Annotated in this window: 21 protein-coding genes and 2 other annotated features; of the genes, 17 read left to right on the forward strand and 4 right to left on the reverse strand. The window is 41.4% G+C overall.

Going from position 1 to position 21579, the window contains the following annotated elements; genetic code table 11:
• Positions 1-25: 25 nt before the first annotated feature.
• Positions 26-1108: a ComEA family DNA-binding protein gene (locus tag A5888_RS13830; RefSeq protein WP_212647189.1), complete on the forward strand. Its 1083-nt coding sequence runs from the start codon at positions 26-28 to the stop codon at positions 1106-1108.
• Between the two features lie 65 nt (positions 1109-1173).
• Here A5888_RS13830 and A5888_RS13835 read toward each other — a convergent pair whose 3' ends face one another.
• Both A5888_RS13835 and A5888_RS13840 read right to left on the reverse strand, forming a co-directional pair.
• The gene (locus A5888_RS13835) at positions 1174-1581 is read right to left on the reverse strand and encodes a hypothetical protein (protein ID WP_086348617.1); all 408 of its coding nucleotides are present in this window, start codon (positions 1579-1581) and stop codon (positions 1174-1176) included.
• 66 nt (positions 1582-1647) lie between these two features.
• The gene (locus A5888_RS13840) at positions 1648-2088 is read right to left on the reverse strand and encodes a YueI family protein (RefSeq protein ID WP_086348618.1); all 441 of its coding nucleotides are present in this window, start codon (positions 2086-2088) and stop codon (positions 1648-1650) included.
• Positions 2089-2538: 450 nt separating this feature from the next.
• Here A5888_RS13840 and A5888_RS13845 point away from each other — a divergent pair, with 450 nt between their 5' ends.
• The 6 genes from A5888_RS13845 to pepT all read left to right on the forward strand — a co-directional run bounded on the left by A5888_RS13845 (position 2539) and on the right by pepT (position 9510).
• Positions 2539-3486 carry an ABC transporter permease gene (locus tag A5888_RS13845; protein WP_086348619.1) on the forward strand — a complete coding sequence of 316 codons (948 nt, stop codon included), beginning with the start codon at positions 2539-2541 and terminating at the stop codon, positions 3484-3486.
• Between the two features lie 8 nt (positions 3487-3494).
• Complete coding sequence (locus A5888_RS13850; protein WP_086348919.1) at positions 3495-4451, forward strand: iron chelate uptake ABC transporter family permease subunit; 957 nt, start codon at positions 3495-3497, stop codon at positions 4449-4451.
• Positions 4448-5206 (forward strand): ABC transporter ATP-binding protein, encoded by a 759-nt coding sequence (locus A5888_RS13855; RefSeq protein ID WP_086348620.1) that lies wholly within the window; start codon positions 4448-4450, stop codon positions 5204-5206. Before A5888_RS13850 ends, A5888_RS13855 begins: the two co-directional genes overlap by 4 nt.
• 56 nt (positions 5207-5262) lie before the next feature.
• On the forward strand, positions 5263-6225 hold the full coding sequence (locus A5888_RS13860) for a siderophore ABC transporter substrate-binding protein (RefSeq protein WP_086348621.1): 963 nt from the start codon (positions 5263-5265) through the stop codon (positions 6223-6225).
• Between the two features lie 69 nt (positions 6226-6294).
• Positions 6295-6526, forward strand: a binding site (T-box leader).
• 103 nt (positions 6527-6629) lie between these two features.
• Positions 6630-8270, forward strand: coding sequence for a peptide ABC transporter substrate-binding protein (locus A5888_RS13865; RefSeq protein WP_086348622.1), 1641 nt, complete (start codon positions 6630-6632; stop codon positions 8268-8270).
• A gap of 13 nt (positions 8271-8283) precedes the next feature.
• A complete protein-coding gene (gene pepT, locus A5888_RS13870; protein WP_086348623.1) occupies positions 8284-9510 on the forward strand; it encodes a peptidase T in 1227 nt (408 codons plus the stop codon).
• Positions 9511-10155: 645 nt separating this feature from the next.
• Here pepT and A5888_RS13875 read toward each other — a convergent pair.
• Positions 10156-10800, reverse strand: a complete 645-nt coding sequence (locus tag A5888_RS13875; RefSeq protein ID WP_086348624.1) for a histidine phosphatase family protein — start codon at positions 10798-10800, stop codon at positions 10156-10158.
• A gap of 365 nt (positions 10801-11165) precedes the next feature.
• Between A5888_RS13875 and A5888_RS13880 the strand changes: the two genes are divergently transcribed.
• From A5888_RS13880 to A5888_RS13925, 10 genes are all read left to right on the forward strand, one after another.
• Positions 11166-11279, forward strand: a complete 114-nt coding sequence (locus A5888_RS13880; RefSeq protein ID WP_139843835.1) for a putative holin-like toxin — start codon at positions 11166-11168, stop codon at positions 11277-11279.
• Between the two features lie 265 nt (positions 11280-11544).
• Positions 11545-11774: a binding site (T-box leader), on the forward strand.
• Positions 11775-11964: 190 nt separating this feature from the next.
• A complete protein-coding gene (gene trpE, locus A5888_RS13885; RefSeq protein ID WP_086348920.1) occupies positions 11965-13332 on the forward strand; it encodes an anthranilate synthase component I in 1368 nt (455 codons plus the stop codon).
• On the forward strand, positions 13329-13910 hold the full coding sequence (locus A5888_RS13890; RefSeq protein WP_086348625.1) for an anthranilate synthase component II: 582 nt from the start codon (positions 13329-13331) through the stop codon (positions 13908-13910). Before trpE ends, A5888_RS13890 begins: the two co-directional genes overlap by 4 nt.
• Positions 13903-14916 carry an anthranilate phosphoribosyltransferase gene (trpD, locus tag A5888_RS13895; protein ID WP_086348626.1) on the forward strand — a complete coding sequence of 338 codons (1014 nt, stop codon included), beginning with the start codon at positions 13903-13905 and terminating at the stop codon, positions 14914-14916. The genes A5888_RS13890 and trpD overlap by 8 nt, the downstream gene beginning before the upstream one ends.
• Before the next feature lies 1 nt (position 14917).
• Positions 14918-15676, forward strand: coding sequence for an indole-3-glycerol phosphate synthase TrpC (trpC, locus tag A5888_RS13900; RefSeq protein ID WP_086348627.1), 759 nt, complete (start codon positions 14918-14920; stop codon positions 15674-15676).
• Positions 15673-16272 carry a phosphoribosylanthranilate isomerase gene (locus A5888_RS13905; protein ID WP_086348628.1) on the forward strand — a complete coding sequence of 200 codons (600 nt, stop codon included), beginning with the start codon at positions 15673-15675 and terminating at the stop codon, positions 16270-16272. Before trpC ends, A5888_RS13905 begins: the two co-directional genes overlap by 4 nt.
• A complete protein-coding gene (gene trpB, locus A5888_RS13910) occupies positions 16272-17468 on the forward strand; it encodes a tryptophan synthase subunit beta (protein ID WP_086348629.1) in 1197 nt (398 codons plus the stop codon). The genes A5888_RS13905 and trpB overlap by 1 nt, the downstream gene beginning before the upstream one ends.
• Entirely contained in the window at positions 17465-18232 is a 768-nt protein-coding gene (trpA, locus tag A5888_RS13915) for a tryptophan synthase subunit alpha (RefSeq protein ID WP_086348630.1), read from the forward strand. Before trpB ends, trpA begins: the two co-directional genes overlap by 4 nt.
• A 299-nt stretch (positions 18233-18531) precedes the next feature.
• Entirely contained in the window at positions 18532-19368 is an 837-nt protein-coding gene (locus tag A5888_RS13920) for a histidine phosphatase family protein (protein ID WP_086348631.1), read from the forward strand.
• 271 nt (positions 19369-19639) lie between these two features.
• Entirely contained in the window at positions 19640-20476 is an 837-nt protein-coding gene (locus A5888_RS13925) for a histidine phosphatase family protein (protein WP_086348632.1), read from the forward strand.
• A 61-nt stretch (positions 20477-20537) separates the two neighbouring features.
• Here A5888_RS13925 and A5888_RS13930 read toward each other — a convergent pair whose 3' ends face one another.
• Positions 20538-21503: an N-acetylmuramoyl-L-alanine amidase gene (locus tag A5888_RS13930; protein WP_086348633.1), complete on the reverse strand. Its 966-nt coding sequence runs from the start codon at positions 21501-21503 to the stop codon at positions 20538-20540.
• Positions 21504-21579: the final 76 nt, after the last annotated feature.

The following is a 21579-nucleotide window of genomic DNA, read 5'->3' on the forward strand; positions in this document are numbered from 1 at the left end:
TAAAACATCATTTAGGAGGCGGAATATGAAGACAAAAAGTATGTTTAGCTATTTGGTTGTTGTGGGTGCTGTGTTTGGTGGAGCTCTTGGTTTTGGTAATGAGCAAGCTGAGGCAAAGATGATCATTGAAGGAAATGAAGAAACGAGGTTGCAATTTATTCCAACAATTCAACAAGATGGAAATCTGTCGATTACACGAACGGCTGAGGGATCTGTTTGGGAGAAATGGTCTCTCGGAATGAAGCGAGACCTTGGTGATTTTTGGGGTGGAGAACCAGGAAGACCGCAAGTAGCATATGTGACTGGCGGAATGGTGACCGAGTTTGACGGATTCAATGAAGTAAATGGCATATTCAGAGTGGATTCATCCTTACTGAAGGAGTTAGATGAAACTGTAGATGATACAGGGTATTACATTTTTGACTCTCAAAACACCAATCAGGTGAATATTGGTTATACACGAACGGAACAGCGTACACAGTATTTTGAAGGCTCAGAAGAAACGTATGAAAATTCAAAATCCGGTGTGCTGTTTTCGGAAGCACATTCTTTGGCTGTAGCAGTTGATTTGCTGAAAAGCAGCTATGTGGAACAAGGAATAATCTCTGTTCATCCGGTGCTAAGATTCGAAGCTGCTTTAGTTCAGGGAGACTCAACAGCGCAATTTGCCGTTGGCAATAATGTTAACTATAACTATTTCAACTATGGGACAACGCCCGTGTACGGTGGAAGTGAGAGTTCTTTCGTCTATTCTTACCATGGAAGTGACTACCAAGAGTTTTATCTTCCTTTCGCTGAGGGCTTCTCTGGCCCAACCAAAATGTTTATTGATGTAGATGCAAAAACCATCGGTCAACAAACTGAATATAGTTTCCGCAATTTCCAAGTCGTGCTGGAGCGCTATGTCCCTATCACGATGGCGAGCTATGAAGAATTATTGCTACTTGATGGCATTGGGACAACCTTGGCGCAAAGAATCATTGATTACAGAGAAACTACAGGATTTAATAGCTTAGATGACCTGCAAAATGTCAAAGGGATCGGGCCTGCAACGATAGCCAAAATTAAGGCGCAAGGCTTGGCAAGAGTGGATAGTTATTTCAATTAATCCGAATAAGAAAAAAGCATTTGACCAACAACAGACTCTCTATGTTGGTTAAATGCTTTTTTTAGCTAGTATTCCAGCTCTTTAAGTGCAATCGTCTGCTTGGTTTCTTCTACCTCTAAGCCAGTCATCGCTTCCCACCATTGTTTCATTTCTTTTTCATAGGTAACAGGGAAATCATTGACAAGGTCGATAACCTTCCGACCGTTGAGTTTTGAGTAAGGATAATTCAAGATCAAGTTATATTTAAGCTCAGTCAGTAGGCTGTAATATTGGAACATCATATAGTAAAGGGGTTCTTCGTTTTCTTCGAGGAGAATTTCCGGCGCACCATCTAACATAAACCCAAAACTACGCATCATAAAGGTTAAGGCGTCACCATGTTCTGCTTCAAACTCTTCAACATCCTTCAATAATCGGATATGCGTTGTCAGCGCTTGTGCCAATTCCCTTTTTAGTACCTCTTGTTCGATCATGTCATTCCCTCCTAATTTTGAGCGTACTTGACGTAGCCAAGTATCATCGAGTTATCCAAGCCCCTTCTAATGAAATAAACTTTTCCAAAAGCTTTCTTTTTCAACAGGCTTTGGTTCGGGCGTAGCCGGATACTTTTTGTCGATATCTACTTCTGATATATCTACCGCGTGATCAGCAGCTAAAACCAAGCCTAATGCATCAGGCTCACTGCTTTGTGCCTCATTGACAACTGTAAAACGACCGCCTTGTGCATTAATCATTTTAATGTAGGCCGATTGTAAGGTCATGTCCATTTTTCCATTCAGTAAAACAGTCCCTTGTGGGTGGGCTGCCAACTCTTTCAAAAAATTCTTTTTATCTCTCTCTGATTTCATCTGTGCGATGGTCATTGTGACATAACAACGTTCTCTAAAGGTCCCCATATATTTTCGTTGTTCATCTGGCTTGAGCTTCGGTGCGCCATAGAGCGAACTATCTAAATGCTTCTGTAATTCATCTTTTGCCATTGTACCCTCCTTTTATTTCTGTGGAAAACTTTTTTTAGTATCTGATTTCTGTTTCCTTTTATTCTAGTGGCCTACTATCTGAACAGTCAAGAAATCATCTCTGATGACGCTATTCTTAAGCATCGGAAAGAGTAGCTCTCTTTCTTGATTTTGTGAAATTGTGTAAATTGATGCTGTGTCGTTTTGACATAGCTACTGCAGGAGTCCAGTGCTTCATTTGTGGCGTACGAAACGCTAAAATACACTGATAGCAAACCTACCCCTCCTTGTTCAGTTACCTTGATTATACCATATTCTACAGAAATATTTTGAATAATGAAAAGTATATCTATCATGGGCTTGAGTATGAATTGGTAAAATATTTCACAAAAAAAGTTGCTTTTGCAACAGCTTTCGCATAAACTATAAATAAGAATGAAAATCATTCTCAATTAGAAAAGGAGCAGCTACATGAAAAAAATAGGCCTATTTTTGTTCTTACTCCTTTTGGCTTTCATATCGATATTCGTTGGAGTAAAAGATATTTCTTTTACCCAGCTTTTTCAATGGAATTCTGAGCAACAGCTAGTTTTGTTGACTACAAGAGTACCAAGGACAGTGAGTTTAATGATTGCCGGCAGCACGATCAGCATTTCCGGTTTGATCATGCAGCATTTGACGCAGAACAAGTTTGTTTCACCGGGGACTGCAGGAACAATGGATAGTGCGCGTTTGGGGATCTTGGTCGTTATGATCTTTTTCCCAACAGCCCCATTGCTATTTCGGTCGTTCATCGCTTTTTTATTTGCATTGGCAGGGACATTGATTTTTCTTTCTTTGACTCGTTTTCTACCGGCAAAAAATCAAGTGATGGTCCCTTTGATCGGTGTGATGTTTGGAAACATCATTGGCTCGATCGCGACGTTTTTTGCGTATCAATTTCAACTAGTACAGAATATGTCTTCCTGGCTGCAGGGGAATTTCTCGACAGTGATGAAGGGCAGCTATGAACTGCTTTACCTAACATTGCCGTTGTTGGCTTTGATTTATTTATTTGCTTATCGTTTTACGATTGCTGGTATGGGCGAAGATTTGGCGACAAATGTTGGGCTAAATTATCGACGCACACAATTTCTCGGCTTGAGCATTGTTGCTTTATCTAGTGCAGTTGTACTGATCATGGTGGGAAGCATCCCGTTTTTAGGTGTGATTGTTCCCAACTTGGTTGCGATGTATTATGGGGATCATATGAAAAACACCTTAAGTGTTACAGCTATTGGCGGCAGTGTTTTTCTGCTGATTTGCGATATTTTAGCACGTGTGGTGATTGCACCTTATGAAATCCCGGTCAGCGTTGTAGTCGGTGTATTAGGAAGTGTGATCTTTATTGCTCTCCTGTTAAGGAGGCGAACGGCATGAAGAATAGAATGAAGCATCCACTGACAAAGATTTTTCTGTTGCTGTGTGGTGTAGTACTGGTCAGCTTTCTCTATTTGACGTACAAAACCTATGGCAATTGGTCCTTTGCTTTAGCACTGAGGGGAAAGAAGCTGGCGGCGTTTGTATTGGTTGGAATCGGTGCGGCCTTTTCTACGATCAGCTTTCAGACAGTGACCCAAAATCATTTTCTAACACCTAATATTCTAGGGTTAGATGCGCTATACGTATTTATTCAAACCGTTTTGTTCTTTTTTATGGGTGGACAGGTGATTTTAGGGCAGGAATCCATTCCACAATTTTTAGGCAATATCGTTCTTATGATGGGTGTCAGCATCTTGCTTTCTAAGTTTTTGTTAGGAAAAGGAAAAAACGATTTATTCTTATTGTTGATGATCGGGATGATACTGGGCACGTTTTTCAATAGTATCAGCACATTTTTGCAAGTGGTCATGGACCCAAATGAATATGATTTGCTGCAAGGAAAATTATTTGCCAGCTTTGGCAATGTCAACAGTCATTATCTCGTACTTGCAGCAATTTTGATGCTGATTTTTACTGCATTTCTTTGGAGTCAAAGCCATTCTTTGGACGTGCTTCATTTGGGGCATGATCAGGCTATGAATTTGGGGATCGAAGTTTCAAGGTTTCAGTTGATGCTTTTAATCGTGATCAGCGGTATCGTTGGACTTTCTACCGCCTTGGTAGGTCCCGTTACGTTTTTAGGCTTTATTGTCGCGAACATGAGCTATCAGCTAATGGGCACCTATCGCCATCGTGAGCTATTTATCGGTGGAAGTCTGTTGGCCATCTTGTTACTTGTTCTCGGGCAGTTTTTAGTTGAGCAGGTATTCGCGTTGAATACGACATTGAGTATTGTGATCGAGTTTGGCGGCGGCATTTATTTTGTTGGAAAAATAATCAGTGAAAGGAAGCAGCAGAAATGATCGAAATCAACAATGTATCCAAGAAATATGGAGACAAGCGGGTTGTATCAGAAGTCCAGTTACCGGTTGCGGAGCAGAAGCTGACCGCTTTTATCGGACCGAATGGCGCTGGAAAAAGTACGCTGCTTTCCATGATGAGCCGACTGATTCCAAAGGACACAGGAGAAATCTATCTTGATCACAATGAAGTAAAAACCTGGAAGCAAAATGAGCTGTCGAAAAAACTGTCGATCCTCAAACAGGCAAACAATATCAGTTTGAAGTTGACAGTCAGAGAACTGGTCAGCTTTGGTCGCTTTCCTTACTCAAAAGGGCGCATGACTAAGACAGATCTTGAAAAAGTAGAGGAAGCATTGGCGCACCTTGGGTTGACTGAACTGGCAGAGACATTGATTGATACGCTATCCGGTGGGCAGTTACAACGGGCATACATTGCGATGGTCATTGCGCAAGACACAGATTATATTTTGTTGGATGAGCCCTTGAATAATTTAGATATGAACTATGCGGTTCAAATGATGCAGATTCTGCGTCGCTTAGTGGACGAACTTGGTAAAACCGTGGTTATTGTTTTGCATGATATTAATTTTGCGGCGAGCTACGCCGATGAAATTGTGGCAATGAAAGACGGAAAATTATTTGCTCATGGTAGTACGGACGAAATTATTCAGTCGAAAACCTTGAATCGTTTATATGATATGAACATTCGCATTTGCGAAATCGAAGGAAAAAGATTCTGTATGTACTTTAGTTAGAGTATATCTATAGTTAGTGAGTTTTACTAAAAACAATCAAATTTTGGAGGGAAACAATGAAGAAGAACGTTTTAGCATTTGTAGCATTTTCAACAGTAGCATTATTGGCATTAGGTGCTTGTGGTAATAGTGGAGACAAAGCAGAATCTGCAGATTCATCCACAGCAAGCAGTGAAGAGGCAACGACGATCACTGTAGAGGATTCTGAAGGATCCGTGGAAGTACCAAAAAATCCGAAGAAGGTCGTTGTATTTGATAATGGTTCATTAGATACATTGGATGCGTTAGGTGTTGGTGATACAGTCATCGGTGCGCCAACAGCTAATCTGCCGGAATACCTGAGTGATTATGCAGATGTTGAATCAGCAGGCGGCATCAAGGAACCTGACTTAGAAAAAATCAATGAGCTGCAACCGGAATTAATCATCATCTCTGGGCGTCAACAAGACTTCAAAGAAGACTTAAGCAATATTGCGCCAACGATTTATTTGTCTGTAGATGCTTCAGATACATGGAATTCTACGAAGAAAAACATTGAAACGCTAGCTGAGATTTTCGACAAGCAAGACGAAGCAGAAGAAAAAATCAGTACGCTGGAAGATGAAATCACAGAGGTGAAGGAAAAAGCAGAGGCTACAGATGAGAAAGCGTTGGTTGTGTTGTTGAACGAAGGACAACTGTCAGCATACGGAGAAGGCTCACGTTTTGGTATCATCCATGATACCTTCGGTTTTAAGCAAGCAGATGAAAACATCGAAGCTTCAACACATGGTCAAAGTGTTTCATTCGAATATGTGTTGGAAAAAAATCCAGATATTTTGTTTGTAGTAGATCGGACACAAGCAATCGGTGGCGATACTACAAATGATAACATTACCGATAACGAACTGATCAAACAGACAAATGCTGGGAAAAATGGTAAAGTGATCACGCTGCAGCCGGATGTATGGTATTTAAGCGGTGGTGGTCTGGAGTCTGTTCATTTAATGATCGAAGATGTAACAAAAGCATTGGATTAAAAAAAGATAATAAAATGAATTGACTATAAAAAAAATATCTGTTAGAATTCTCATTAACATATTATTTATGAAAATGTGAAGAGAAGGAAAGTACTTTTCAGAATAACTCCAAGAGAGTCTCGCGTGGTGGGAAGAGACAGTGACGCTGAAGAAGAAAATGGCCTTTGAACAGATTGGTTGACTAGTTTAAACCAGTACAGGAGCGCCTGTTATAGCGCCACAGTATGTTTGTACTGGTAGAGTGGACTTTATATAGTCAATTAAAGGTGGTACCGCGATAGCTCAAGCTCTCGTCCTTTTTAAGGATGAGGGCTTTTTTTGTGTCTTTGAGATCGATTGAGACACCCGTGCCACACACATTCATGAGTTTGTAGATAGTATATGTAAATGAGGAGGAAAAAAGTATGAAGAAAAAAGTGATCGCAACAGGACTTGTAGTAGTGGGCTTGTTATTGACGGCCTGCGGGGGTGGAGCAGCAGAAACATCCAAGAGCAGTGAGAAGGAGACAGTAGTAGAACAAAAAATAGCAATTAGTTCACCAGCGCCTATCTCAACACTGGATACAACACAAGCGATGGATAAAAATACGTTTACGATGATTCAACACTTATTTGAAGGCTTAAGCCGCTTTGACGATGATAGCAAGCCAATTCCGGGGTTGGCTGAAACGATCGATGTCAGCGAGGATGGCTTGACTTATACATTTACCTTACGTGACGATATTAAATGGAGTAATGGCGAGCCGATCACCGCGAAGGATTTTGAATTTTCATGGAAGCGACTCGTCGAACCTGCAACGATTGGACCAAATGCATATCTATTGGATAATGTTAAAAATAGCAAGGCGATCCGAACAGGAGAAAAACCAGTTGCAGAGCTGGGGATTGAAGCAAAGGATAATCAATTTATCGTGACGTTGGATCAGGCACAACCATCGTTTTTAGCTGTTGTAGCAATCGGTTGGTTGGCACCCCAAAATGAAGCTTATGTGACTGAGCAGGGTGAGGCTTATGGCTCAGATAGTGAGCATTTGATTTATAGTGGCCCGTATACATTGGCGGATTGGAATGCGTCTTCTGATACATGGACATTGAAAAAGAATCCTGAATATTATGCAGCAGACGAAGTGAAGCTGGAAGAGGTTGCTGTCAGCACAGTTAAAGAAGAGAATACAGGGATCAACTTATACCAGTCGGATGAATTGGATTTAACACGTATCAGCGGTCAATATGTACAGCAATACAGCAATGATCCTGGCTATATCACCCATTCAGACGTCGCAAACAATTACCTGGATTTCAATAAAAAAGCAGGAACACCTTTAGCCAATGTCAACCTTCGTAAAGCAATCGCTCAGGCAATCGATAAAGATGCTTTGACTACGAGTGTATTGAATGACGGTTCTAAGCCGTTAAATGGTCTAATTCCTGCAAACCTTTATACGAATCCGGAAACTTCAGAAGACTTCAGAGCCTATAGTGGTGATCGTTTGGTATATGACGTTGAGCTAGCTCAAGCAGAATGGAAAAAGGCGCAAAAGGAATTGGGAGATAAAGTCAAACTGACGTTACTTGCCTCTGATGATGACCAAGGGAAGAAAGTAGCTGAGTATATTCAAAGCCAATTGCAGGATAATCTGGAAGGACTGGAAATCGTGATTTCTGCCCAGCCGAAAAACAATGTGACTCAATCTCGTAAGGATAAAAACTATGAATTGTCTCTATCAGGTTGGATCGCAGGAAGTAGTGATTTGGATTCATACTTTAACTTGTATGTAGGTAATTCTTCTTATAACTATGGCGGTTATGAAAATGCCGCATACGACAAGCTAGTGAATGATGCAAAGACAGTAGATGCCAATACACCGGACAAACAGTTTGAAGACTATAAAAAAGCAGAAGATATTCTGTTGAACGAAGATGCGGCACAAGTACCAATCTACCAAAGTGCATCAAACTATCTGATCAATCCAAAGCTTAAAGGAATCAGTTATCACCTATATGGCGATTATTTTAATCTAAGAACAGCGTATGTGGAAGAATAGGAGCACGTATGACATGAGCAAATTATTGGAACGCTTTATCCGCTATGTAAAAGTGAATACTCGATCTGATGCGACGAGTCAGACTGTACCAACAACAGCGGGGCAAGTAGAGTTAGCGAAAATAATTGAAGCGGAGCTTCATGAGATAGGGTTGTCAGATATTAATTACAATGAGGGAAATGGGTTCTTGTCCGCACGTCTTCCTAAAAATACAGATCGTGAGATTCCGGCAATTGGATTTATCGCACATCTGGACACCGCTGATTTCAATGCAGAGGGAATCGATCCTCAGCTATTTCCAGCCTATGATGGAAAGGATGTTGTGCTGAATCCAGCGCTCGGGATTACTATGGAAGTATCAGAATTTCCTAATTTGAAGGATTATGTCGGGCAGACGCTGATTACGACTGACGGCACAACATTACTTGGAGCAGATGATAAAGCGGGGATCGTAGAAATTCTTGGCGCAGTAGACTATTTGATAGCTTACCCTGAGATCGTTCGCGGCGATATCTGGATTGCGTTTGGACCAGACGAGGAAATCGGTCAAGGGGCAGACCGCTTCGATGTAGCAAGCTTCCCTGCGCAGTTTGCTTATACTGTAGATAGTGGTAGGGTCGGTAGTTTTGAATATGAAACCTTTAATGCTGCACAGGCAGTGATCGAAATCGAAGGTACCAGTGTGCATCCGGGAACAGCCTACGGTATGATGGTCAATGCGATAAAGGTTGGTGAGCAATTAGATGCATTATTGCCTGTCGAGGAAGTCCCAGAGAAGACACAAGGGGATGAAGGTTTTTATCTATTGAATAAGTTTTCAGGAACGATCGATCATGCTGAGCTAGTTTATATTATTCGTGATCATGATAAACAGTTATTTGAGCAACGAAAAGTATTTCTACAGGAATCAGTTCAACGAATGAATGCAGAGCTGGATCGGCCAAGATGCACGATTACTATTCAGGATCAGTATTACAATATGAAAGAGATTATCGAAAAAGACATGCGCCCTGTAGAGTTAGCTGTACAGGCGATGAAAAATCTTGAAATAGAGCCGAAAATTGCGCCATTTCGTGGTGGAACAGATGGGTCAAAAATTTCCTATCTTGGCTTACCGACACCGAACCTCTTTACAGGTGGGGAGAATTTTCATGGACAATATGAGTTTATTACTCTGGAAGCTATGGAACAAGCTCTCCTTACGATTGTTGAAATCATTAAAGAGAATGTGAAAGAATAGATGAGCGACAAATAGAAAGAGATGTGAGCAGCCTGATTTAGGTATACTACCCTTATCTAGGACAGAGAAATAATTAAATCCTAGATAGGGGTATTTGTTATGAGAAAAAGAAGGACGAAGCCCAGTCCGGAATAGTGTATAAGAATTGTCGAAAGTTATCTTAGACATGAAACTAGTTTGATGAGTGCGGCTAAAGAAGTGCAGGTTGGCAAGACTATTATCAAAGGTTGCTAACTCTGAGGAAATGCTCTTAGAAACGGACGTTTTTGAGATAAGAAAAAGGCTCTCTCAAAACTGAGACAGCCAAAAAGGAGTATTACTCTAAAGAGTAATATGAAAAATAAAAAGGTTGTTGTTGGTAAGTAATATAGTAAATTATAATTATTATAATGTCAATATTAATATTATCTAAAGCTTTCACCATCGGTTACCAGAGTTAGGCAGCTGGACCGGTAACATGTCAGTGTGATCCGGGATCAAAAAGGAGCATAACTGCATTTCTGTTTCTATGTAAGTAGTGCGACATTATCCTTTTCGATATATTTCACCTTTCCATATTGGCTGTTGTAAACATCTTGCGCCATATTTCCAGATATTTTCTTAACTCGCATTATCGCCCTGAGCCGCAAAGTCGTATTATGCTTATCATGTATGGATAGAAAAATTTTTACCATCCCATTTAATAGTAATAATATCAACATTTTTGATTTTAGGTTTTTTTCGCAACATTTCTTTTGAGAACAAATACATCAATGTTTTAATAGTAAAAGCATGAGTAACAATCAGGACGTTTGGATTATTCAAGTGAATAAAATTATCACCTGTATCTTTGAGAAAACTTTCCAATCTATCCATAATCATATGAAACGGTTCAACCATACCTGTTATGTCGGATTTATAAATAATCTCATGAACTTCCGGCAGACGGAAATTAAGTTCTGAAAAATCATTTTGTATCTGTAATTCATTCATCATACTAGAAATAAACTTATCATTATTTTCTGCTTCCCAACAGCCCAAACACCACTCACGGAGCCTTTTATCAGTAATAACTGGCAGTTCATTTTGTCCCTGTGCAGTCAATATGGTTTTTCCAGTCTGTAAAGCTCTGGATGTATCACTGGAAAATGCAGACGAAAATTGAATATTTTTCAGTTGTAGTCCTAGTTGTGAGGCTGTTTGGATTCCTCTTTCAGTTAATGGGGAATCTACCCAACCTTGTGCTTTATGTAAATGGTTAAGTAATGTTTCTCCATGTCGAGTAACATAGAAAGTAACTGTTGAATTCATGTTTTATCCTCCGAAATAATCCTATGTAATCGCTTCACCTATCAGCAATAGTCGAACCAAGAAATTACTAACATTGTATCAGAGCCACCCACTCAAAACAACGCTAAAGTAAAAGGGTTCGGTGGATACAGTTGGTTTACTGATTACGATGAGCATGAGGACTCGGACACATTTTTAGTTACACCAGGTGGAGGATTTCTCTATGGTGGTGGATCGATTGTTGAGACTGGAGATAAGATTTGACTAATAAAGAAGTTCAAATATGCTATACTACTAAGTGTAGAAAAGTTTATGGCGGTGGCTACTTCTGGAGGAGGTGGTGCTTATGTATGTAAGTGCTAAATCTATGAAAGGAGAAAGCCGTTTTGTCAGCATTAGAGACAATCCAGTTACTAATCAGCTTTAGCATGTTTGTTATTGCGTTAGTACACTTGGTTGTTGACTTGCTAAAAAAAGACAAAAGAAATAACCGCAGATAAACTTTAGCCAGTTTTGCGGTTATTTCTTTACTGTATTAAACTATGCTACCGTCTTAAGCGGTTCTACATCGAGGGATATGTTGACGCATATCTCTCTTCATTGGCATTATAACATAAAATTGACCAATTTTGCATAAACAACAGACGTAAAGGCTATGTTTTAAAGGGAAACTCTTTATAATAAAAATATTTCTGGCACATCTTTTATGATTTCAAGAAAAACTTGTTGACAAAATGAGAGTTTTCTAATAATATAGTTAACAATATCAAAGCTTTGAGAAAGAGGAGTAGCAATTTCCGTACTTTACAGCGAGCTGATGGCGGTGGAAATCAGTAGGGAAGGAATTGTGAATGGACTTTCGAGCGAAATACTGAATCATAGTAGGTAATTCCGGGAACTCCCGTTATAGAGAAAGGTCGTTGTTAGACGACTGATAAAGAGGAAAGATGTATTCTTTCGATATTGAGGTGGCACCGTGAACTTTCACCCTCAAACCATAGTTTTTTATGGTTTGGGGGTTTTTTGTTTTTTTCGGGTCATCGGATTGATCGAAGCTATATTTTTTCAATGAGGTGGTACCGTGGATAAACTGATTATTCGCCCTCAGAAAACAACTGGTTTGTTTTCTGAGGGCTTTTTGTTTGGCTTTATAGAGCAGAAAAAATGAGATGGAGGGAAAGAATGATGCAGAGAACGAAGGAGCTACAAGCAGATTATTTAACAGCAGTTTCCGCATTTTTGAGAATTAACGGTAAAAATAAATGTCTGTTGGAAAGTATACCCAGAGATAAAGGGCAAGGAAGATACACGATCATTGCGTGGAATCCGGTGAAGGAGATTACTGTAGAAGGGAAACTGTTCAAGATTTCCGGCACGCCGCCGTATCAGGTCGCTGATCCTTTAAAGGAACTAGAAAAGCAGATACTCGTCTCAGAATCACCTGTAGAGGGACTCCCATTTCAAGGCGGTGGAATTGGCTATGTCGGCTATGATGTCATCGCCAGCTATGAACAGCTAGGACAAATACCTACAGACGAGCTTGGGGTACCAGATATTCATTTTTACTTATTCGATTCGTATTTGGTTTTTGACCATATCAAAGAACAGATATTACTAGTGGAATCAGACAGTTACTCGGGACGATCAGAAGAAGAGTTGGAAGCAGCACTAGAACAAACAGCATTAGAGTTGCAACGAGTATCAGAAGCAGAGATGAAAAAAGTAACATTGAAAAAAATGAGCTATACTAGCAATTTTTCTAAAGCAGATTTTCAACACACTGTTCAGAAAATCAAGCAGTATATTACCGCAGGAGACATGTTTCAAATGGTCCCCTCGCAACGATTGACAGCAGAGTGTCTTAATGAGCCATTTGATTATTACCGCCGATTACGTGTAGAAAATCCTTCTTCTTATCTTTATTTTATCGATTTTACAGAGACGTTTATTATCGGTTCTTCGCCGGAGCGTCTCGTCAGTGTAAAGGATGGAATCGTGACAACCAACCCGATTGCGGGCACCAGAAAACGAGGTGAGACGGCTGAGGAGGATCATCGGTTGGAGACGGAGCTGCTACAGGATGAAAAAGAACGAGCAGAGCATTTGATGCTGATCGATTTAGGGCGAAATGACATTGGAAAAATCAGTGTGATTGGGACGGTAGAAGTGCCGACCTATATGATCATTGAGAAATATCGTTTCGTGATGCACATTGTTTCCGTTGTGACAGGGAAATTGAAAAAGGATCACACGGCAATGGATGCCTTGAAAGCTACCTTACCTGCCGGAACAGTTAGTGGAGCGCCGAAAATTCGAGCGATGCAGCGAATCTATGAGCTTGAACCAGTGAAAAGAGGAATCTACGCCGGAGCGGTCGGCTATTTATCTAAAAATGATCAGTCAGATTTTGCTATAGCAATTCGGACGATGGTCATTCATAAAGGAAAAGCGTATGTCCAAGCTGGAGCCGGTATCGTTTATGATTCTGACCCTGAGAAGGAATACGAGGAAACATTACAAAAAGCCAAGGCATTATTGGAGGTGGGAGAATGATTTTGTTGATCGATAATTATGATTCTTTTACGTATAATCTAGCGCAATTGGTCGGAGAGTCTGTCGAACTGATTGTTGTCAGAAACGATGTGTCGGAGCTAATGGATTTAGCAAGCGAAGCGAATGGAATCATCATTTCTCCCGGTCCGGGCACACCACAGGAGGTCGATTCTGTTCTTCAAGTAATCCGTCGTTTTTACAAAGAAAAACCGATTTTAGGTATTTGCTTGGGGCATCAGGCTATCGGACACGCTTTTGGAGAAACAATCCAACAGGCAGAGCAAATCTATCATGGAAAATCATCGATGGTCAGGCAGAAAAAAGGGCGCTTGTTCAATGGGATCGATGAGAGCTTTCCGGTTATTCGTTACCATTCGCTAGTGATCGATAGAGACGCAGAGCTGACGGACTTTCATGTCGTTGCGCAATCAGAAGAAGACCAGGAAATCATGGCTATTGAACATAACAATTACCCGCTATTTGGCATTCAATTTCATCCCGAATCGATTGGGACAGCTGTGGGAGAAAAAATAATCAAGAACTTTATTCAATGTTGTGGAGGGAAAATCAATGAATGAACTATTTGAAAAAATTTATCAAAAAGAGCATCTGTCTAAAGAAGAGACAAAACAGATTGCCGAAGAAATATTTGAAGGTCGTTTGACGGACAGTCAGCTCTCTTCTTTTCTAACAGCGATGAAATGCAAAGGTGAAACGGCGGAGGAAATGGCCGGGATTGCTGAAACGATTCAAAGCAAAGCGATGAAAATCAATTGTCAGAGAGAAAATATCATGGACAATTGCGGCACAGGCGGTGATCGCTCCAATAGCTTCAATATCAGCACAACCGCAGCTTTTGTACTAGCTTCCGGCGAAGTAACAGTGGCCAAGCATGGCAATCGAAGTATTTCTAGCCGTTCAGGTAGTGCAGATATTTTCGAGCATTTAGGTGTTGAAATGACACTTTCAGCAGAAAAGCTGGAAGTACTGTTGAATGAGGTAGGACTGGCTTTCTTGTTTGCACCACATATGCATCCGAATATGCGTCATGTCATGAAGGTGCGCAAAGAGCTGGGAACCCCGACGATTTTGAATTTGATTGGACCTTTAACCAACCCTATCGCGTTAAGCTCGCAGCTGATGGGCACCTATCGCTTGGACTTACTAGAGGAAACAGCTAAGACTTTAGGCGAGCTTGGGCGAGAACGAGCAGTGGTGGTCAATGGTGGTGGTCATTTGGACGAAGCCTCATTAACAGGAACGACCCATTACGCATTATTAGAAAACGGTAAAATTAGTAGGGTCAGTATTGAGCCGGAGGAAGTTGGCTTTGAACGGATTTCCTTAGAGGCAATTCGCGGGGGAAATGCTGAACAAAATACATCGATTTTATATTCAGTATTAAAGAATGAGCAAAGTCCGTATTTGGATACAGTTTTATTTAATGCCGGTCTTGGTTTTTTCAGTAATGGTAGAACCACTTCTGTTGAAGAAGGTATTTTACTTGCTCGTCAATGTGTAAAAGACGGAGCTGCGATGGATAAGCTGCAGGAGTTTCTTACTGTACAAAGGGAGGTCGCTTAGTATGGATTTTTTAGAGAAGATATTGTTGAAGAAGGTATCTGAGGTTGAGGCGATGCCGCTCGAGAATCTACAACCGTTAAGAAAGACTGACTCTTTTTGTGAACGTGTAAAAAATCAGCCAAGTCGCATACATCTCATTGGGGAAATCAAGCGTGCTTCCCCATCAAAAGGAACAATCAATTTAGCTGTAGACAGTGTTAAACAAGCAAAAATATATGAAAAAGCGGGCGTCTCAGCTATCTCAGTGCTGACAGACGAACAATTTTTCAATGGCTCGATTGAAACGCTGAGAGAAGTTGCGGCAGCTGTAGCTATTCCGGTACTGTGCAAGGATTTTATCATTGATGACAAGCAGCTGATCCGAGCAAGAAATGCCGGTGCAACGATGGTGCTTCTGATAGTAGCAGCTTTGTCAAAGCGGCGCTTAAGTATGTTGTATAAGCAGGCCCAAGAGTTGGGCTTGGAAGTTTTGATGGAAGTACACGATCAAAAGGAGCAGGAAATAGCAGAGAAGCTGGGCGCTCCGTTGATTGGTGTAAACAATCGGAACCTGAAAACCTTTGAGGTGTCGCTGGAAACGAGTATTGAGCTAGGGAAGCTGCAAAAAACAGATGCAGTCTATATCAGTGAATCTGGTTTTGAAACCGCAGATCAGGTCGCGCAGGTTTGTACCAACTATCAAGGGATTTTAGTCGGTGAGACCTTGATGCGAGCAGCCTCACCGTTGGAAAAAGTCAAAGAATTGCAGGTGGCACGATGAAGGTCAAAATTTGTGGATTAAAAACGAAGGAAGCTGTAGACACAGCTGTTACGAATGGGGCAGATTTTATCGGTTTTGTGTTTGCGAAGAGTAAACGAAAAATCCTGCCGGAATTGGTGAGAGAAATTACGGCAGATGTTCCATCGGAAGTGAAAAAAGTCGGCGTGTTTGTCTCCCCATCGTTAGAAGAAGTAGAGCGGATTATTGAAATAGCCGGTCTGGATATCGTCCAGATTCATGGAAAGCAATTGGATAAAAAGCCATCTGTTCCACTTATTTCAGCAATTTCAGTTAATGGCGACTTATCGGAAACGATCATTTCTGAGTCTACGGCAGATTATGTACTCTTTGATGCACCGCCACAGCAATATGCAGGTGGAAATGGCGAGACGTTTGATTGGGAGCAGCTGACTAGAGAGAAGCTTGGGGAAAAGAAGGTCTTTATTGCCGGAGGATTGACGATCGAAAATGTGCAACAGGCGAAAGCGGTGTTCGCGCCTTATGCAGTTGATGTATCCAGTGGCGTGGAAACAAATGGAGAAAAGGATCTTGAAAAAATCAGTGCGTTTTTGAAGAAAGCAAAGGGGGATATTTGATGTATAAACAACCAACAAAAGAGGGATTCTACGGGAAATACGGCGGTCAATTTGTTCCCGAAACCTTGATGTATGCAATGAAAGAATTGGAAGAAGTATATGAAGCATCTAAAACGGATGAAGCATTTCAAGAAGAACTAAGTTATTATCTAAAGCAATATGTGGGGCGAGAGAATCCCCTGTATTACGCACAACGCCTGAGTGAGCAAATCGGCGGAGCGAAAATTTATTTGAAACGGGAAGATTTAAACCATACAGGAGCGCATAAAATCAACAACACGATCGGCCAAATTTTATTAGCGAAGAAAATGGGGAAAACCAAGGTAGTTGCAGAAACAGGTGCCGGGCAGCATGGTGTAGCTACGGCGACAGTCGCTGCATTGTTTGGTATGGAATGTACAGTTTTCATGGGGGCGGTCGATGTCGCTCGTCAATCATTGAATGTCTTTCGAATGGAGTTGTTGGGTGCAAAGGTCGAGAGTGTCGAATCTGGCAGTAAGACGTTGAAGGATGCGGTGAATGAGGCGTTACGCTATTGGGTTGCCAATGTAGAAGATACCCATTATGTGATGGGGTCTGTTTTAGGACCGCATCCATTTCCTGAGATCGTTCGTGATTATCAGAGTATCATTGGAACGGAAGCCCGCCGACAGTTTTTAGCAGCGGAAGGTGAGTTGCCGGATGCAGTGGTGGCCTGTGTCGGCGGCGGAAGCAATGCAATGGGTATCTTTTACCCGTTTATCAATGATGACGTTGCATTGATCGGTGTAGAAGCTGCAGGGATGGGATTAGAAACAGGGGCTCATGCGGCTTCAGTCAATAAAGGGCGGACTGGGATTTTACATGGTGCGATGATGAAACTTTTGCAGGATGAAGCTGGGCAAGTACAGGAAGCTTTTTCCATTTCAGCTGGGCTTGATTATCCTGGACTTGGTCCGGAACACTGCCATTTAAATGACACAGGTCGAGCGAGTTACGCGTTTGCGACAGATGATGAGGCATTAGAAGCCTTTCAATTGCTCTGCCGAACAGAAGGAATCATTCCTGCGTTGGAGAGTGCTCATGCAATCAGTCATGCGGTCAAAGTAGCGAAAGAGCTTGGTTCCGATAAAAAGATCATTGTCTGTCTGTCAGGGAGAGGCGATAAAGATGTGCAGCAAATCAAAGAACTTTTGGCGAAGGGGGCAGAGGAATGAAAACATTGGATAAACGGTTAAAAGAAAAACAAGAGCAGGGCCAGACAATCATTGTTCCATATATCATGGCAGGTGCACAGGGATTAGAGCATTTAGCAGACGAAATTCATTTATTGGAAAAAGCTGGTGCAAGTGCTATCGAACTGGGGATTCCTTTTTCAGATCCGGTTGCCGATGGTCCAGTCATTCAAGCGGCCGGACTTGAGGCGTTGAATCGAAAAGTGACTTTAGAGAAAATCATTGCTGTTCTTCAATCCATTGAGACAGAGATACCACTGATTTTTATGAGTTATCTTAACCCGCTATTTTCTTTTGGTCTGGAACGCTTAGTCACAGAATTAGAAAAGACACCTGTGAAAGGACTGATCATTCCAGATATGCCTTATGAGCACAAAGGATACTTGGAACCACTGCTGGAACAGACAGATATTTCGTTGATACCGCTAGTAGCATTGACCACGCCGAGAGAACGAATAAAACAACTAGTAGAAGAAGGAGAGGGGTTCATCTATGCTGTAGCAGTGAATGGTGTGACGGGAACCGGTCGTGATTATCAAGAGGAGCTGGATGAGCACCTGAAATTTATTCAACAAGTAAGCGATAAGCCAGTACTCGCAGGATTCGGCGTAGCTACTATCGATCATGTCAATCGCTTCAGGAAGAGCTGTGCCGGTGTAGTTGTTGGTAGTAAGATTGTTCAGCTGTTGAAGGAAGGCGATGGCGAGGCGGTCGCAAGCTTTGTTGAGCAAGCTTCTTCAGTCTAGAAAAATAGTAGCCACCTGAATAAGACCTATTGTTTACTATCAGCTTGAAAGCTGTTATTTTTACACAGGATAAAATAATTACTGTTCACTGCATAAAAGTCTTTTAATTCTTTCTTTTAGAATGTATAATATAACTAGTTGAACAACTGGATAATGGTTATATGAAACAAGTTAAACCGAATGATGGAGGTTTCTTTTGGAAATCAACATCCTTGGTTTTTCTTTTTTTGTGAAAAGCTGTTAGACATCTGCATTCATTATCCAGTATTTTGACAAATTTTATGAACAGGGGACTAAAAATGAACAGAAAGAAATTAGTGATGGGATTGGTGACAGTATTGCTTTTAGCAGGGTGTACTGGGGGAGCAGACAAAGCAAAAACTGCAGCAGAACGTACGAAAACGGAGAACAATGAGGTAACGATTTATTTTGCCAGACATGGAGAGACGATGATGAACGCAGTCGAACGTGCGCAAGGCTGGACGGATGCCCCTCTGACACCGGAGGGCATCAAAGGTGCGGAAGCGCTGGGGAAAGGCTTGAAAGCCGCGGATATCACGTTTGATAAAGTCTATACCAGCACGAGTGGTCGGACACAAGAGACAGCCGAGCTAATTTTGAAGAATAATGGGCAAAAAGGCATGAATTATACGAAGGATAAACGCCTGCGGGAATACAACTTTGGAACATATGAGGGCATGTTGAACAAGGAGATGTTGACAGCGGTGGCTGAAGTTGATGGCGAGAGCTATGAAACATTTGTAGGTGACTTGCGAAAAAATGGCTATTACCCTAAAGTACTGCATTTGGCAGATGTCCTCTCAGAGCTGGACAAAGAGAAGGTCGAAGAAGGAACGAACTGGGCAGCAGAAGATAGTCAGACGATTTTGGATCGATTGTTTGCAGCACTAGATGCTATCGTTGCAGAGGCAGAGAAAGAAGGTCAGGAGAACGTTCTCGTCGTTTCTCATGGGATGAGCATCATCACGATTTTGGGGGAGCTTGACACCGAAGAAGAGTATGAACTGACCAGTATGAAAAATGCCAGTATTTCTACTATCACATACAAAGCGGGTGACTATCGAGTGACTTCCGCAAATGATGTCAGCTATGTAGAAAATGGCGGACAGGAATAGCAAAGGTATTTCTGTTTTGCTCAAGAATCAATTGTTCTTTTTTATAATACAAAAGTAATAAATATTATAGGAAAGGGTTTTCAATTGTTCTTTTTGCTTGTATACTATAGCTAGTTGAATAGTGGATAGTGATTGCTTCAGGCAAGCTAAACCGAATTATGCGGATTCGTTTTGAGAATCGGCATAGTTGGGTTTTTTCTTTTTTTATGGAGGGGACGACCATTCGAATCACTATCGGCAGTCAACAAATAATATGTAGAGGAGCTTGAAAATGAACATGAAGAAATTAGTGTTAGGGATGGCAGCAGCATTGTTATTGACTGGTTGTGCGAGGGGCGCAAGCAAGACAGAAAATACTGCGGAGAGTAAAACTCAGGAAAATAGTGAGGTAACGATCTATTTTGCTCGTCATGGGAAAACGATGCTGAATACTGTGGATCGTTCACAGGGCTGGATCGATGCGCCATTAACGCCAGCTGGTATCGAGGTAGCAGAGTTTCTAGGAAAAGGATTGAAGAAAGCAGATATCACTTTTGATAAGGTCTATACGAGCAGCAGTGGTCGGACACAAGAGACAGCTGAGCTGATTTTAGAAAATAATGGACAAAAAGAGATGGATTATACAAAAGATAAACGTTTGCGTGAGTACAATTTTGGTACGTACGAAGGAATGATGAATGAAGACATGCAAGCGGCCGTTGCCGAAGCGGATGGAAAAACTTACGAAGAATACATGGAAAACATGCAAAAAGACGGTTTTTACAAATCGATTTTACATTTCGCCGATGTCTTAGCAGAATTGGATAAAGAGAATGTTGAAGAAGGTGTTAACTGGGCAGCGGAAGACAGTCAGACAATCGTTGACCGTTTGACAGCAGCATTAGATGATATTGTCGCAGATGCCGAAAAAGAAGGACATAAAAATGTCTTAGTCGTCTCTCATGGCATGAGCATCATCACGCTATTAGGCGAGCTGGACAGTGAAGCAGAACTACCGCCAACAGGTCTGAAAAATGCCAGCATCTCAACCGTTGTCTATAAGGATGGCAAATACAGCGTAGACGCTGTGAACGACATGACTTACGTGGAGAACGGGGAGAAGGAATAAAGCAATAAGTAAAAAAGTTCCGTTCTATTGAAATGTCAGAACGGAACTTTTTCTATTGAAATCAAGAAGCAATATACTCTTTAATCCCTTCCAATAACGCGTCAGCGACTTGTTGTTGATAATAGTTCGTCACGAAGGTAGCTAAATCATAATCATTGTTCATGTAGCCCAGCTCTAAGAGCAGAGCTGGTCGAGTATTCTGACGCAGCACTTGAAAGTTTCCGACTTCAACGCCACGATTTTCTAAAGGCAATGAATCAGCTAACGATTGATTGATTGTTTCTGCTAATGCTGCATATTTTTCATAATAATAGTAGGTCGTTGTTCCGGAAGCATCATTCATGTACTCTGTCGAATCATAATGCAGACTAAAGAAAAAATCCGCTTGATTGCTCATGCTGTCCTCACAAATATCATCTAGCGTTTCTGTTGTGTCGGTATCTCTGGTAAGAATGACGGTACAGCCAGCCGCTTCGAGTGTGTCTTGAATCACTTGAGCCGTTGCCAGCGTGATATCTTTTTCATAGTAATAATAGTCATTACTGAGCGCACCAGTGTCTTCTCCGCCATGTCCGGGATTCAACATGACAACTGTCTCCTCTAAGGAAACGGGGGTAACAGGCTCATCTACGTCTAAAAGTTCACTATATAAACTGGAAATGTAGCCCTCATATTCTCCGTTGACAACCACATGGTACCAATCGTAGCTTTCATCAATATATTCCACATACTCTCCACGAGTGATCGTTGTTATTTCCGAGCTGTCAGCATCGGGTTGGCTATACAAAGGAATATCTTCCTCGCCAATCTGAACGACTGTTGTTGACATGGTCTCCTTTTCAGACCTGGTATTTGCTTTGGCAACAGCTAGTGTTGTCTGAGTTGCCTCAGATGCATCAGTCTGGTCTGTTCTATTGCTGCCAGAGACTGGTAGGCGCAATTCAAAATAATAGAAGCTCGTCCCTATACCTAAAAATAATATGAAAAAGAACAGTAATCGCTGTCTATTTCGTTTTCTACTCCTCATACTTTTTTCTCCCCGTCATTCGTTATGATGCTCTAAAGATACATAGATAAGCTTAAAAACGACTTAAATAAAAAAT

This window comes from Enterococcus sp. 9E7_DIV0242 (genome assembly GCF_002140975.2).
GTDB lineage: Bacteria > Bacillota > Bacilli > Lactobacillales > Enterococcaceae > Enterococcus_L > Enterococcus_L clewellii.

Excerpts from the sequence above, each read along its gene's own strand:
- A5888_RS13830 (WP_212647189.1), top strand. The coding sequence starts at position 26 with ATGAAGACAAAAAGTATGTTTAGCTATTTGGTTGTTGTGGGTGCTGTG.
- A5888_RS13835 (WP_086348617.1), bottom strand. The coding sequence starts at position 1,581 with ATGATCGAACAAGAGGTACTAAAAAGGGAATTGGCACAAGCGCTGACA.
- A5888_RS13840 (WP_086348618.1), bottom strand. The coding sequence starts at position 2,088 with ATGGCAAAAGATGAATTACAGAAGCATTTAGATAGTTCGCTCTATGGC.
- A5888_RS13845 (WP_086348619.1), top strand. The coding sequence starts at position 2,539 with ATGAAAAAAATAGGCCTATTTTTGTTCTTACTCCTTTTGGCTTTCATA.
- A5888_RS13850 (WP_086348919.1), top strand. The coding sequence starts at position 3,495 with ATGAAGCATCCACTGACAAAGATTTTTCTGTTGCTGTGTGGTGTAGTA.
- A5888_RS13855 (WP_086348620.1), top strand. The coding sequence starts at position 4,448 with ATGATCGAAATCAACAATGTATCCAAGAAATATGGAGACAAGCGGGTT.
- A5888_RS13860 (WP_086348621.1), top strand. The coding sequence starts at position 5,263 with ATGAAGAAGAACGTTTTAGCATTTGTAGCATTTTCAACAGTAGCATTA.
- A5888_RS13865 (WP_086348622.1), top strand. The coding sequence starts at position 6,630 with ATGAAGAAAAAAGTGATCGCAACAGGACTTGTAGTAGTGGGCTTGTTA.
- pepT (WP_086348623.1), top strand. The coding sequence starts at position 8,284 with ATGAGCAAATTATTGGAACGCTTTATCCGCTATGTAAAAGTGAATACT.
- A5888_RS13875 (WP_086348624.1), bottom strand. The coding sequence starts at position 10,800 with ATGAATTCAACAGTTACTTTCTATGTTACTCGACATGGAGAAACATTA.
- trpE (WP_086348920.1), top strand. The coding sequence starts at position 11,965 with ATGCAGAGAACGAAGGAGCTACAAGCAGATTATTTAACAGCAGTTTCC.
- A5888_RS13890 (WP_086348625.1), top strand. The coding sequence starts at position 13,329 with ATGATTTTGTTGATCGATAATTATGATTCTTTTACGTATAATCTAGCG.
- trpD (WP_086348626.1), top strand. The coding sequence starts at position 13,903 with ATGAATGAACTATTTGAAAAAATTTATCAAAAAGAGCATCTGTCTAAA.
- trpC (WP_086348627.1), top strand. The coding sequence starts at position 14,918 with ATGGATTTTTTAGAGAAGATATTGTTGAAGAAGGTATCTGAGGTTGAG.
- A5888_RS13905 (WP_086348628.1), top strand. The coding sequence starts at position 15,673 with ATGAAGGTCAAAATTTGTGGATTAAAAACGAAGGAAGCTGTAGACACA.
- trpB (WP_086348629.1), top strand. The coding sequence starts at position 16,272 with ATGTATAAACAACCAACAAAAGAGGGATTCTACGGGAAATACGGCGGT.
- trpA (WP_086348630.1), top strand. The coding sequence starts at position 17,465 with ATGAAAACATTGGATAAACGGTTAAAAGAAAAACAAGAGCAGGGCCAG.
- A5888_RS13920 (WP_086348631.1), top strand. The coding sequence starts at position 18,532 with ATGAACAGAAAGAAATTAGTGATGGGATTGGTGACAGTATTGCTTTTA.
- A5888_RS13925 (WP_086348632.1), top strand. The coding sequence starts at position 19,640 with ATGAACATGAAGAAATTAGTGTTAGGGATGGCAGCAGCATTGTTATTG.
- A5888_RS13930 (WP_086348633.1), bottom strand. The coding sequence starts at position 21,503 with ATGAGGAGTAGAAAACGAAATAGACAGCGATTACTGTTCTTTTTCATA.